Raw genomic sequence first — 13,675 nt, 5'->3', positions numbered from 1 at the left:
AAAACCTTCTACCTATTATAGAGTAGAAGGTTTTTTTTTTACTGTTTAACATTACGTAATCGCACTTGTTGAACGATAAAGCCTATGCATAAAATCGTGAAAATGAACAAATAAGGGATACTTGCGGTAAAACTAGGATTATGATGAAAAAACGTTGCAAGTCTGTCTTCATGTGTAATCATTTTTCCTGCTGTATAGGCGAGAACTGCTGCTCCGCAATAAATGAGAAATGGAAAGCGTTCCATGAGTATTAAAATAAGTTTGCTTCCCCAAATGATAATCGGGATAGAAATGAATAAACCGATAATTACGAGTGAAAGTCTTCCGTGAGCTGCTCCTGCAATGGCAATAACATTGTCAAACCCCATAACGAGATCCGCGAATACAATTGTACGCACAGCTTGGAATAAAGTCGTTTTTCCTTTGATAGAAGAAAGATCGTTGTTATTATCAGTGAGTAAATTGACCGCAATTAATGTGAGTAAAATTCCGCCGGTGAGTTGTAAAAATGGGATATCAAGTAAATAGACAGCTAGTATTGTGAGGAGAATTCGTAGCACAATTGCTAACATAGTACCAATCAAAATGGCTTTATTTCGTTTTGCTTCAGGTAAATTTCGGCTAGCTAGTGCGATGACAATTGCGTTATCGCCACCTAGTACAACATCGATACCGACAATCATTAGTACAGATGTTAAAAACTCTAAGTCCATTCGTCTGCCTCCATTTATGATGTTTTAATAAGCGAAATATATGTATGTGGTGAAGAAAGTTTGTCTAGTTTTGATCCCGCGCCCCCCGGGGACAAAATAATCACCTCTAATAGAAGTTTCACTTTATTACAGTGTACGGGGGAATATGGGAATGTATGTCCAAATTTTTTGTGAACAGTGAATTGGTATAATGGTATATTTATCCCGATTGGTGCGAGCTAATCATCAGTGGAGGATGAAAAAAATACTGATTAACGTTTCACTTTATGTAAACGGTCGAATACAGATAGGTATATAACTATTTTTGTAAAATAAATCGATTTTATTTCCATTCTGGAGAATCTTATCATAAAATGAGAGTACAAGAATCTATTGTTTTGTCATATGAGTGGGGAATCCCTTCATAACAATTCCAAGCAGGAAGGGAGAGTTGTATTTTGGATATTGAAAGAATTAATGACCATACGATGAAATTTTTTATTACGTACATTGATATAGAGGACAGAGGGTTTAACCGTGAAGAAATTTGGTATGATCGCGAACGAAGTGAAGAGCTCTTTTGGGAGATGATGGACGAAGCTCGTGATCATGATGATTTCTTTGTCGATGGACCGTTATGGATTCAAGTGCAAGCAGTCGATAAGGGGATTGAAGTACTTGTAACGAAAGCGGAGCTTTCAAAGGATGGACAAAAGCTGGAACTACCAATAGGTGTGGATAAAATTATAGACATTCCTCTAGATGAAGGCATCGAATCATTATTCCAGCAAGAATTAGTGGAAGAGGTAGAAGAACAAGTAGGAACAAGCTTTAATGAAGATGGTACGTTTGGCTTTTTAATCAAGTTTAATGATTTTGAAGATGTCATTTCATTAAGTCATCGTCTTATCTTTGAAGATATAAAAGATGAATTGCATTCATTTGAGGACCGCTATTATGTATATGTGGAATTTGATGAAGTGCTACATGATGAAGAAGAGATTGATCGTATTTTAAGTATTGTTTTAGAATATGGAGAAGAATCTACTTTAACGATTCACCGTGTAAGTGAGTATGGGAAACAGGTTGTGAAAGAGCGTGCGCTTGAGACAATTCGCAACAATTTCCCTCCTAAAATGTAGGCCGATTTCTATAGTATGAAATCGGCTTTTTTTATGAAGAATAGGAAGGCTTTCTTATTTAGGGGGTAAGAGATGAAAAATACACTAAAACTACTTTTCTTTTTTCTACTACTGTTCGCATTATTTGTTTCATTACGCATGTTTATTGATGTAGCATTTTATTCGGATGTCATGGGGATAAAGGATTTTTCTATTTTAGGTATTATTAGTATTTTATTTACGGTTTCCGCATTTTTAATTGGATGTGTTATTTTCTTAGAAAACCGCCATCCGTCAAAAACACTTACGTGGTTAATCGTACTAGGTATTTTTCCAGTGTTCGGTTTCTTTGCTTATCTTTTATTTGGACAAAACTTTCGCAGAAAAAGAATGTTCCAAAAGAAGGCATTACTCGATGAACAGGCGTTTTTACAATATAAGGGACACGAAGATTACGAAGAACGGATTTTACGAAATCATAAGCATCAAGAATTGTTATTTCGTTTAGCCGATCGATTGGGTGCTTTAAATATTTCATTTCAAACTGAAACGAGGACATTAACAAATGGAGACGAAACGTTTCAGGCAATTTTAGATGGGTTAAATCGGGCGAAACACCATATTCATATGGAGTATTACATTGTGCGTGATGACAAGCTCGGTACAGAAATTAAAGATATTTTAATAAAAAAATCAAAAGAAGGCGTTGTCGTTCGTTTTTTATACGACGCGGTTGGAAGCTTTAAATTATCAAATTCGTATATTGAAGAATTGAATGATGCAGGAGTAGAAATGATTCCATTTTTCCCTGTGCGTTTTCCGATTTTAAACGATAAAATTAATTATCGAAACCACCGGAAAATCGTTATTATAGATGGAAATGAAGGGTTTGTAGGTGGATTAAATATTGGTGATGAGTATTTAGGGAAGGATAAATATTTCGGTTTTTGGCGAGACACGCATTTATATTTACGCGGTGAAGCAGTTCAAAGTTTACAGCTGATTTTCCTTCAAGACTGGTTTTATATGACTGGTGAGGCGGTATTAGCACCTGAATATTTACAAGTGGAAGCAGTTGAGGGTGATCATTGGGGCGGAGTCCAACTTGTTGGAGGTGGACCAGATAATAAATGGGAAACAATTAAACATTTATATTTTGCAATGATTGCTTCAGCTAGGAAATCGATTTGGATCGCAACACCATACTTTATTCCAGATGATGATATTTTATCTGCATTAAAAGTAGCTGCACTTGCTGGTATTGATGTCCGTTTGTTAATGCCAAGTAAGCCAGATAAGCGGACTGTCTTTTATGCATCAAGATCGTACTTTCCGGAGTTATTAGATGCAGGAGTAAAAATATATGAATATGAAAAAGGTTTTCTTCATAGTAAAGTCGTTATCGTGGATTCTGATCTCGCATCAATTGGGACAGCTAATATGGATATGAGAAGTTTTCATTTAAACTTTGAAGTAAATGCCTTTTTGTATGATACAGATAGCATTCGAAAGCTCGTTCAAGATTTTAAAGACGATTTAGAAGAATCAAGTGAAATTCATGTTGACCGATTTCATAAGAGACGTCTTCATAGGCGGATTGTTGAATCGACGTATCGGTTATTATCACCTTTATTATAGAAAGAGATGTCCTAATTTAGGACATCTCTTTTTTTGAGAGGAATTTGTAGTAAATTGTAGAATACAAGGAGTTGAAAGGGTGTGATTGTGATGTTTATTGCAAGGAGAGAAAACGGAGAAAAGATTCATCTATTATATAACCGGGATGAAGAGCGTTTACGCGAAATGCGTAAACGAGAAAAATTCTTTTGTACAGCTTGCGGAAAAGAAGTGCAAATGAAATTAGGAAAACAGAAGAGCTGGCATTTTGCTCATAAGAAAGTGGATTCATGTCTTACCTTTTATGAAGCAGAATCTATGTATCATATGCACGGTAAAGAATTGTTATATAGATGGTTAAAACGTCAAGATTTTCATGTAGATATAGAGCATTATCTGCCGGTAATCCAGCAACGGCCAGATGTTTACGTAGAGAGAGCGGATAGAAAAATTGCGATTGAATATCAATGTGCAAATCTCTCCGTAGAGCAGCTTTATAAGCGAACATATTCGTATTGGCAAGCTAGTATACAAGTCATCTGGATAATCGGTGGAAATCAGTTGAAAAAGCAATCCGCCTATTGGATGACATTCTCCGCCCTTATGGCGTTCTCCTTACAACCTTATCCTCAGCCATTTCTTATTTTCTTTTGTCCGAAACAAAAATCGTTTATGAAATGCGCATTTATCACTCCGTTTTCTACAAATGTTTCTTTCTCGCATACTATTTGTTTACCAACCGATACGACTACCGTTGACATGCTCTTTTCTCCCGTTCCTTTCCGGAAAGAGGTATTAGGACAAGAATGGAAGAAAAAAAAGAACCATTTTCGGCAAAACGCTCTATCTATCTGGAATTATAATCATAAGTCACTACTCCGCCTCTTATATCAATATAAGTGTACCCCAGCGAGTTTTCCTTCTGAAATTGGTGTTCCGCTCCCATCCGCGTTTGCTTTTCAAACAAATCCATTTATATGGCAAGCTTCTCTTTATATGAAGTGTATAGGTATGCTTAAGGTAGGGGAGTATATTTCTCTGCAATACGTATGTAACTATGTAGCAAAGTATACGAAGAGGCGTCTACTTCCGTATTTTGCACAACATATATGGAAGGTAGCAGTTGCGGAGTATATGACATTTTTATGTTATGTAGGTGTATTAATAAAAATAGGTATTAATAAGTATCGGAAAATAAGAGATATTGTATTGGTAAAAACAGAGGAAGAAATTATGAAATATGATGCAATTTGCTTAGCGCATGCACTATCTCTATTTGAGACAAAGTACAACATGAGAGAGGGAAAAGGGGATATAATAAAGACTGATCGTGAAGGAATTACATAAGAAAAATCGAATTGTACTTAAGTAGAGATATTATAAGGAGGGCTTAAAGAATGGCTGAACAAAATACAGTAAAATCATTACCAAATCGCAATGAGATTGAAGAAGCAAACACATGGCGATTAGAAGATATTTTCCAAACAGATGCAGAATGGGACAAAGAATTCCAAGCTATTAAAGAGCTATTGCCAAAGTTAACTGAATTTAAAGGGAAGCTTGGCGACTCTGCAGACAATTTGCTTGAGGCATTGCAATATGAAGATGAAATTTCAATGCGATTAGGTAAGTTATATACATATGCACATATGCGTTACGATCAAGATACAACAAACTCTGTGTATCAAGCATTAAATGATCGCGCAACAAATTTATACTCACAAGTATCTAGTAGCACAGCTTATATCGTACCTGAAATTTTATCTATTTCAGAAGATACATTGCAAACTTTCTTACAAGAAAATCGAGAACTAAGTGTATATGAGCATGCATTAGAAGAAATTACACGTCAACGTCCGCACGTATTATCTGAGGCAGAAGAAGCATTATTAGCAGAAGCATCTGAAGTGATGAGTGCATCAAGTAATACATTCGGTATGTTGAATAATGCGGATTTGAAATTCCCATCTATTAAAGGTGAGGATGGAGAAGAGGTAGAAATAACACATGGTCGTTACATTCAATTTTTAGAAAGTGATGATCGTCGTGTACGCGAAGATGCATTCAAAGCTGTACATGAAACATACGGGAAATATAAGAACACATTTGCAAGTACGCTAAGCGGGGCTGTGAAACGTAATAATTTCAATGCGCGCGTTCGTAAATACGATTCTGCACGTCAAGCTGCATTAAGTAATAATAATATTCCTGAGGCGGTGTATGATCAACTTATTGAATCGGTAAATGATAATTTACACTTACTACATCGATACATTGATATTCGTAAGCGTGCTCTAGGTCTTGATGAGCTTCATATGTACGATTTATATACACCACTTGTACCAGAAGTGAAAATGAATGTGAAGTATGAAGAAGCGCAAGAAATGTTATTGAAATCTTTAAATGTACTTGGTGATGAATATGTTGAAATTTTAAAAGAAGCATATGAAAATCGCTGGGTAGATGTATATGAGAATAAAGGAAAACGAAGCGGAGCATATTCATCTGGTGCATACGGAACAAATCCGTATATTTTAATGAACTGGCATGATAATGTAAATAATTTATTTACACTTGCTCATGAGTTTGGTCATTCAGTGCATAGTTACTATACAAGGAAGACACAACCGCACGTATATGGTGATTATTCAATCTTCGTTGCAGAAGTAGCATCAACTTGTAATGAAGCGCTTCTAAATGATTACTTATTGAAGACGACAGAAGATAAGAAAGAGCGTCTATATTTATTAAATCACTATTTAGAAGGATTCCGTGGTACTGTATTCCGTCAAACAATGTTTGCAGAGTTCGAGCATATCATTCATAAAAAAGTACAAGAAGGAGATGCGGCTACGCCAGATATGTTAACGGAGATTTACTACGATTTAAATAAGAAATATTTCGGGGACGCTTTAGTAATCGATAAAGAAATCGGTTTAGAGTGGTCTCGTATTCCGCACTTCTATTACAACTATTACGTATATCAATACGCAACAGGATTTAGTGCAGCGACAGCTTTGTCAAAACAAATTTTAGAAGAGGGACAACCAGCAGTAGAACGTTACATTAACGAATTCTTAAAAGCTGGAAGCTCTGATTATCCAATTGAAGTGTTGAAAAAAGCAGGAGTAGATATGGCATCGCCAGAACCTGTAAAAGAAGCATTACAAGTATTTGAAGAGAAGTTAAATGAATTAGAAGCGCTATTGTTTGAAGAGAAATAATGAGAAAAGACGAGGGATTTTATCCTCGTCTTTTTTGTTTGAAACATTTTCTCAAAAGTACATCTTGTCGATATTTGTCGAATGATTAAGGTGATTTTTTTACTTTTTCTATATTGGAAGGGATTTTCACGACTTATTTTTGTAGTTAAAATCCTTTAAATCGTTTTCTATAGTTGAAATAAGAGACAGCGATGACGATAACTCCGAATAAAAGAGGGAAGGCAATAATTTTAGGAAAAGCTTGTAATAGAGAGAGGATATACAAGAAAAAAGAAACAATAACACATAGAAAGATAAGAAATATATGAGACTTTTTCATAAGGAAACCTCCTAAATTGCTTTTTTTATAGCTTATTCAAGAATGAAAACGTTTAGAATGTGACAAAAATGTGAAATTCGACAAAAGGGGTTGTCATTTGGCGTCGAATCTTGTAATATAATAAGCGTGAACGAATTCACATACAAACATATACCCCTTTGTTTGAACGTGAAAATTTCTCCCATCCCCTTTAATATTTTTATAAGCCGTAAAGAAAAAGACCTGGTGTTTACACCAGGTCTTTTTCTTTTGCTATCCATTTCCAATAACGCTCGCACTTCACTTCAATCATTTGTACTTTTCGTTTTAGTTGTAATTTCTTTAGTTCACGCTCTATTTCTTGTTGAGGGCAGTCATATATAAATGAGATTTCCTTTGAAGAAATAAATTGTGTTGCTTCTAGTAATACTTCTAAAGGAGGTAATGGCTCTGGCTCAATCTCGCATTTTATAAGTTCTTTTAATAGCTGTACGTATACATCATAGGAATAAATTCCCGCGATTTTAATACCTTCCTCATCTGAATTTGCATGAAAAAATAGGAGGGAAGGTATTTCTGTAATATGCATCTCATTTGTGAATTTTAGGTCGCATTGGAAAGCTTTTTTTGCGCTAACTGAGTGTAGGTCTTTTTTAAATTCCTCTACATCAATGCCACTATCTTTAGCGCATGTAAGCAATAATTCACAGTCAGGGTTTGATACATTTTCAAGAAGAATGTATTCTTGGAGTTTTCGCAAAAATTTCGAACCTGCTTTTCGGCCTTGCAATTCCGCCGCCTTAATTGCCATCGAAACTAAATATGGTGTTGACGATGCCTCTTGCATATGTACTTTTCCATCACATGAAAAACCTTGTAAACTTGTTGTTTTTTCCCACACAAATCGAATATTAGCAGGTTTATTCCATTTGTGTGAGGAAGCGTTTGCTCCGTCCACTTTTCCTGTTACGATATGACGAATAGAGAAGTATTTCCCATACTCAAGCCATAGTTTAATAATAAATGGCTCGATATCCCAGCAATCTTTACAAAGTGGATCAATAAATAAATATGCTTCTACAGATTTATGCTCGCATGTGGAAGGAGAAGGCATATTTATATGCTTTGCTTCCTGCTTATCCATTACACTTCACCTGTTTCATTTGGAGTATTGACCATATGTTGAGCAGTTAATGCTAAACGTTCAAAAACAAACTCTCTTATATGACCGTGCACTCCTGTATCATCCATTGCTTGCTCCATACATGATAGCCAAGCTTCTGCGCGTTTTGGAGTAATCTCAAACGGAAGATGGCGTGCTCTTAGCATAGGATGCCCATGTTCTTCAGTGTATAAATTAGGACCACCTAAATATTGTGTTAAAAATTGTTTCTGCTTCCTAGCAGTTTCTGTTAAATCATCCGGGAAGATCGGAGATAAGTCAGGGTGTTCACTGACATAGGAATAAAATGTATCCACTAATGTTGCAATGCATTGTTCACCGCCAATTGCTTCAAATGGTGTCATCGGTTGCTTGCTCATCCTTTATAAACTCCTTTTTCCATGAAATGTATATCTATTGTAGCAATGGAATGTTATGAAGGGCAACTAAACAGCCTTCATAACATTCTTTGCTTATTCTATATGTTGCTAATAAATCTTCACTTTCCAAAAAAGGTGAAACATAGCCACCAGTAAATCACTTCTGCACTGATGGAAATTTTACTTTAGCGCTCTTCGTTTTGTTTGGCAAGGAAAAAGCGTTTTACTTTGTTGTTTGTATGACGAACTGGTACGTTATGTTGCTTTAATAATCTTATAAATGCTGCTTTACCGGTCTTTTCATCTTGCACTTCGTATTCAATTTCATAATCATCGTGATTGTAATAGAAACTATGATCAAAGACAAGCGTTCCGCCTTCAAATAATGTTTCAGCTCTTTCTGTTGTTAAACTACCCATATAAGTTAAAGAGGAAACGGGAATTTGTAATTTGTGTAACTGATCCATTACAGTTCCTTGAAGGAGTGTGTTTGTTTCCATCATAAGTTTTGCTTCTTTTTCTGTTACAGACTGATGAGTTTCTAATAAACCAATTTCAGCAGGTTGTTTTAATGTTAATGTATAAGTTCCATCTTTATGACGAATACGAAGTGCAGAGCCTGCATCTTTTAAAGAAAATTGAGGTGTTTCAAAGTAATGATTTACTTGTTTTGTAAATGCTTCAATAGAAAAAGATTTGCATAATGTTTGGAATTCTTCCTCTGTAACCATATTTTTAAATTCAATTTCAATTTCTTGTGTCATTATATACGCTCCTTTTGAAAAAATAATTCTTTCCACATTATCGCTTTTTCACAAATTTGGTTCAATGTTTTATTTGTTTGCGTCCATGTTATGATACAATAATACTGTTAAGTAAGACAGGAAGTTGAGATGGAGGAGTTCGAGCATGCAAAATAAAATTCAAGTTAAGAGCGTAGAAATGAGAGAGAATGCGCTTATTTTTTGTGCGGAAAATACTGAAATAGAGGTAAAGGAGTTAAGTGCGCGTAATCACGTACTTGTAGACTCAGACAATTTATCATTTTTATATATCTTAGAAAACGAATCATCTTTCATTTATGTAAGTATTCCGCATACATGCTGGGAAGCAATACATGAAGCGATGAATAAAGATACAGCGATGTTTATTCACGTGAATGATGTTGAAATAGAATTAGAAGGATTAAAAGAAGAAGTAGAATATTTAGTTGAAAATATTGAAGGTAATGCAAATTACGGAGAAGAACTAGTAACTGCTGTAGAAAAAGTGTTTCTATAAGTAAATGGATTGATTTTGGTGGTGGTTGAAATGAATCGTAATTGGGAAGAATTTTTAGCGCCGTATCACCAAGCGGTGGCGGAGCTGAAAGTGAAACTAAAAGGAATGCGTACTCAATTTGCAATGTTAACGGAGCATTCTCCAATTGAGTTTGTAACAGGAAGGGTAAAGTCGGTTGCAAGTATTATTGATAAAGCGGAGAAGAGAAGTGTACCGCTAGACCGAATTAGAGAAGATATGCAGGACGTCGCGGGCCTTCGAATGATGTGTCAATTCGTAGATGAGATTAAGCCTGTTGTAGAGTATCTTCGAAAACGAAATGATTTTGAAATTGTGGAAGAACGTGATTATGTAACGCAAAAGAAAGATAGCGGCTACCGCTCTTACCACGTTGTCATTAGTTATCCTGTTCAAACGATACAGGGGGAGAAAAAAGTGTTAGTTGAAATTCAAATTCGCACGTTAGCAATGAATTTTTGGGCAACGATTGAGCATTCTTTAAATTACAAATATAGTGGACGTTTTCCTGAAGATATTAAAATACGCTTACAACGTGCAGCGGAAGCGGCGTTTTTATTAGATGAAGAAATGTCTTCCATTCGTCTTGAAATTCAAGAAGCGCAAAAGGTCTTTTCACGAAAGCAGGAAACGAAAGATTCTGAATCATAAACTAAAGGGTGTTGGGCGATGAAATTTACAATTATGTCAAAGGGAGATCAATCATCAGATACACTAGCAAGTACGATGAAAGAATACTTGCTAGATTTTGGGTTTACAATGGATGAAAAGGAACCTGATATTGTAATTTCTGTTGGGGGAGATGGAACACTTTTATATGCATTCCATCGTTACTATAATCGATTAGATGAAACCGCATTTGTTGGTGTACATACAGGACATTTAGGTTTCTATGCAGATTGGTTACCGACGGAAGTAGAGAAGTTGGTGATTGCAATCGCTAAAACACCGTTCCAAGTGGTTGAATATCCACTTTTAGAAGTGATTATTCGCTATGTGAATGGTAGTAAAGAGTCGCAGTATTTGGCGATGAATGAAGCGACTGTAAAAAGTGCAGAAGGTACATTAGTAACAGAAGTAGAAATACGCGGAGAGTATTTCGAAACGTTTCGCGGAGATGGTCTTTGTATTTCTACTCCTTCAGGAAGTACCGCGTATAATAAGGCGCTTGGCGGAGCAATTATTCACCCTTCTATTGAAGCGATTCAAATTGCAGAAATGGCATCTATTAACAATCGTGTATTTCGTACGGTAGGTTCGCCGCTCGTACTGCCGAAGCATCATACATGCGTTTTAAAGCCGGCTGCAGGAATGAACTTGCAAATTACGGTGGATCATTTGACGATGGTTCATCAAGATGTGAAATCAATTCAGTATCGCGTTGCAAACGAGAAAGTACGATTTGTTCGTTTCCGTCCGTTCCCATTCTGGAAACGTGTTCGTGACTCGTTTGTTGCAGATAAATAGAGAGGGTTTATATATTTGAACAGATTTACATTGAAATGGGATATAGGGCTGGCTGAAGAGGGAACTTTAGTTAGAGAATTTTTGAAAACAAAAGGGATTTCGAAAGCTGCTTTAACGGATATAAAGTTCCGCGGGGGAGCAATTGAAGTAAACGGTCAACACACGAGTGTTCGTCACAAGTTACAAGCTGGTGAAGAGTTACAAATCTTTTTTCCAGTGGAGGAAAGAAGTGAAGGGATGGAAGTGGAAGAGATCCCTTTATGTATCGTATATGAAGATGAAGCGGTTCTTGTTATAAATAAAGAAGCAAATATGTCGACGATTCCGTCTAGGGAGCACCCGTCAGGAAGTGTTGCAAACGCTCTTTTACATCATTATGATAAACAAAATCTTGCAAGTACGGTGCACATTGTGACGAGGTTAGACCGTGATACTTCAGGGCTTATGTTAATTGCGAAAAATAGATTTGTTCACCACCTTTTATCAAAGCAGCATCAACAAAAAGGGGTGAAACGAACGTATGAGGCGATTGTTCATGGGACTATTTTAGAAGAAGTAGGAACGATTGATGCGCCAATTGGACGAAAAGCGGATAGTATTATCGAGCGAACGGTCTGTGAAGATGGTCAAAGAGCTGTCACTCATTTTAGAGTGATGGAGAGTTCTTCCGATAAGACGCATGTATCGCTTGAGCTCGAGACGGGAAGAACACATCAAATTCGTGTACATATGGCATATATAGGACATCCGCTACTTGGGGATGATCTATACGGCGGCCGAAGAGATGTGATAAAACGTCAAGCGCTTCATAGTACATCGTTGACGTTTTATCATCCTATTTTAGAAAAGGGAATGACTTTTACCGTAAGTATCCCAGATGATATGCAATACGCTTTACATAACAATTAAAAGGGAACAAAATTCTTATCATAAAAAGAATTTTGTTCCCTTTTTTTAGCGAAATAATATTAAAATTTGATTTTCACCAGTACGTTTTATAACGAAAAAGCCACTTTCAGCTTTTGTGGCAATGCCGTCATCATTCGGACGACAATATCCGTGTGTTTCGCAAGTGCCGTCATCACGTACTAACATTTGTCCAATTAATCCGACAGGAAGCCACTCAGTACGGTCTCTTCTTGATATATACTTACAAGCTGGATCCCATTCTTTATTTAAAAGAGGTCGTATTTCTTGCGTATCCGTACGCGTATATTGACGTTTTCCGAAGCTATCTGTTTTATAGCGTTTTTGCCAACTTAAAGCACCGCTATTTCCTATGAGAGCAGGAGTAGCGCTAGATATGCCTAATATGAATGTATCATTAGAAGTAGCTTTTCGAATTTTTTCTTCGCCACTAAATGTAATGAAATAACCGATATCAATAGGGCTATGATCTGCTGTCTCAAACATTTGTGCAAAATCAGTACCGCCCGCATTGTAAGAGGCACCATCGATATACATTTCTCCGTTATGGGCAAGCCATTTGGCACCTATATTATAATCAGTGTCATTTGTCCCATTTGCGATAAACCAGGAATAAGCTTCTTCTGCTGTACCAAATTTACCCATAATATGGCTGCCTGCAAAATTAGCTGTTGATGTATGATTTCCTTCCGCATGAGATGAGAATCCGTTAGCGATAGTTGCGGTTCCTTCTGCATGTGCTGCTTCGCCCAAAGCAATTGCATGTTTTCCTTCTGCATGAGAATAAGAGCCGCCTGCTGTCGTTTCACTTCCTTCGCTATGCGAACTATGTCCAGTTGCCTTTGTTTTTGTCCCTTCTGCATGAGAAAAGGGACCCGTTGCATGTGTAAGAAGCCCTTCTGCATGTGAAGCGATTCCATCAGCTTTAGAGTGAAGTCCTTCTTTATATGCGTGACGAGCTCCTTTGTTATTTTCTTTTTTTATAGGTGTAGGTACAGGAGCCTGAATAGGGGCGGATCCTTCTATTTGTACATCGTTGCCCAAGATTAATGCTTCTTTTATTTTTTTTACTTGATTTATAATAGTAGCTGGAATTTCTGGTTGTACTTTTTCCTTTATTGCTGCAGGAATGTTTTCTTCTATATTTTCTTGTATCTTTTCCGAATTAAGCACAGGTTCATCATTATTAGAAGCGAGCTTCTTTTTTTGTTTTGCTTTTATTTTCCTGCTATCTATAATTCGCCTCATAACAGCATTTTCTAAAGAGACATATTTTTCTCTCGGTTTGCTTTTTTTTGATGACTCTTGTTCTTCTATTTCTTCTATAGCTGCAGCTCGAATACTGCACCAGTTGTTAATTCCATACATGGGATGGTATAAAGGGTGGAATTTTCTTTTTTGTTTAGAAGATTTTTTCTTCATTCCGTCACCTCCTGCGACAGTATATGCCGTGCAATTAAAAAAAGATGCACTTTATTGAATCTTTTT

General features: G+C 36.4%; 14 protein-coding genes. 8 read left to right on the top strand and 6 right to left on the bottom strand.

The annotated features are described in order from the left end of the window. Positions 1-38: 38 nt before the first annotated feature. A complete protein-coding gene (locus tag MKX77_RS18195; RefSeq protein WP_215555572.1) occupies positions 39-713 on the bottom strand; it encodes a TerC family protein in 675 nt (224 codons plus the stop codon). A gap of 437 nt (positions 714-1,150) precedes the next feature. On the opposite strand from MKX77_RS18195, the gene mecA reads away from it, so the two are divergent. From mecA to pepF, 4 genes are all read left to right on the top strand, one after another. Continuing rightward, positions 1,151-1,834, top strand: coding sequence for an adaptor protein MecA (gene mecA / locus MKX77_RS18190; protein ID WP_002158885.1), 684 nt, complete (start codon positions 1,151-1,153; stop codon positions 1,832-1,834). 72 nt (positions 1,835-1,906) lie between these two features. Then, positions 1,907-3,451 (top strand): cardiolipin synthase, encoded by a 1,545-nt coding sequence (locus MKX77_RS18185; protein ID WP_215555574.1) that lies wholly within the window; start codon positions 1,907-1,909, stop codon positions 3,449-3,451. A 90-nt stretch (positions 3,452-3,541) separates the two neighbouring features. Next, complete coding sequence (locus tag MKX77_RS18180) at positions 3,542-4,777, top strand: competence protein CoiA (RefSeq protein ID WP_215556569.1); 1,236 nt, start codon at positions 3,542-3,544, stop codon at positions 4,775-4,777. A 50-nt stretch (positions 4,778-4,827) separates the two neighbouring features. Next, positions 4,828-6,654 carry an oligoendopeptidase F gene (pepF, locus tag MKX77_RS18175; protein WP_341307420.1) on the top strand — a complete coding sequence of 609 codons (1,827 nt, stop codon included), beginning with the start codon at positions 4,828-4,830 and terminating at the stop codon, positions 6,652-6,654. Positions 6,655-6,799: 145 nt separating this feature from the next. Here pepF and MKX77_RS18170 read toward each other — a convergent pair whose 3' ends face one another. The 4 genes from MKX77_RS18170 to MKX77_RS18155 form a co-directional block, all read right to left on the bottom strand. After that, entirely contained in the window at positions 6,800-6,973 is a 174-nt protein-coding gene (locus tag MKX77_RS18170; protein WP_000748141.1) for a hypothetical protein, read from the bottom strand. Between the two features lie 229 nt (positions 6,974-7,202). Continuing rightward, positions 7,203-8,096: a ClpXP adapter SpxH family protein gene (locus MKX77_RS18165; RefSeq protein ID WP_215555576.1), complete on the bottom strand. Its 894-nt coding sequence runs from the start codon at positions 8,094-8,096 to the stop codon at positions 7,203-7,205. Beyond that, positions 8,096-8,494 (bottom strand): globin domain-containing protein, encoded by a 399-nt coding sequence (locus tag MKX77_RS18160; protein WP_000043388.1) that lies wholly within the window; start codon positions 8,492-8,494, stop codon positions 8,096-8,098. The genes MKX77_RS18165 and MKX77_RS18160 overlap by 1 nt, the downstream gene beginning before the upstream one ends. Positions 8,495-8,679: 185 nt before the next feature. Beyond that, positions 8,680-9,258, bottom strand: a complete 579-nt coding sequence (locus MKX77_RS18155) for a CYTH domain-containing protein (RefSeq protein WP_341307419.1) — start codon at positions 9,256-9,258, stop codon at positions 8,680-8,682. Between the two features lie 145 nt (positions 9,259-9,403). Between MKX77_RS18155 and MKX77_RS18150 the strand changes: the two genes are divergently transcribed. From MKX77_RS18150 to MKX77_RS18135, 4 genes are read left to right on the top strand one after another with little or no spacing between them, the layout of a single operon-like run. Then, on the top strand, positions 9,404-9,775 hold the full coding sequence (locus MKX77_RS18150; RefSeq protein WP_215555578.1) for a UPF0738 family protein: 372 nt from the start codon (positions 9,404-9,406) through the stop codon (positions 9,773-9,775). 30 nt (positions 9,776-9,805) lie between these two features. Then, complete coding sequence (locus MKX77_RS18145; protein WP_215555579.1) at positions 9,806-10,444, top strand: GTP pyrophosphokinase; 639 nt, start codon at positions 9,806-9,808, stop codon at positions 10,442-10,444. 18 nt (positions 10,445-10,462) lie between these two features. Beyond that, positions 10,463-11,260, top strand: a complete 798-nt coding sequence (locus MKX77_RS18140; protein WP_000673196.1) for an NAD kinase — start codon at positions 10,463-10,465, stop codon at positions 11,258-11,260. 15 nt (positions 11,261-11,275) lie between these two features. Continuing rightward, the gene (locus MKX77_RS18135; protein WP_341307418.1) at positions 11,276-12,169 is read left to right on the top strand and encodes an RluA family pseudouridine synthase; all 894 of its coding nucleotides are present in this window, start codon (positions 11,276-11,278) and stop codon (positions 12,167-12,169) included. A 45-nt stretch (positions 12,170-12,214) separates the two neighbouring features. Here MKX77_RS18135 and MKX77_RS18130 read toward each other — a convergent pair whose 3' ends face one another. Next, complete coding sequence (locus MKX77_RS18130; protein WP_341307417.1) at positions 12,215-13,609, bottom strand: peptidase G2 autoproteolytic cleavage domain-containing protein; 1,395 nt, start codon at positions 13,607-13,609, stop codon at positions 12,215-12,217. Positions 13,610-13,675: the final 66 nt, after the last annotated feature.

The organism is Bacillus sp. FSL R9-9410 (assembly GCF_038050385.1).
Classification (GTDB): domain Bacteria; phylum Bacillota; class Bacilli; order Bacillales; family Bacillaceae_G; genus Bacillus_A; species Bacillus_A cereus_U.
Note: the sequence above shows the minus strand (reverse complement) of the source record. Positions and strands in the feature narration are given on the sequence as shown.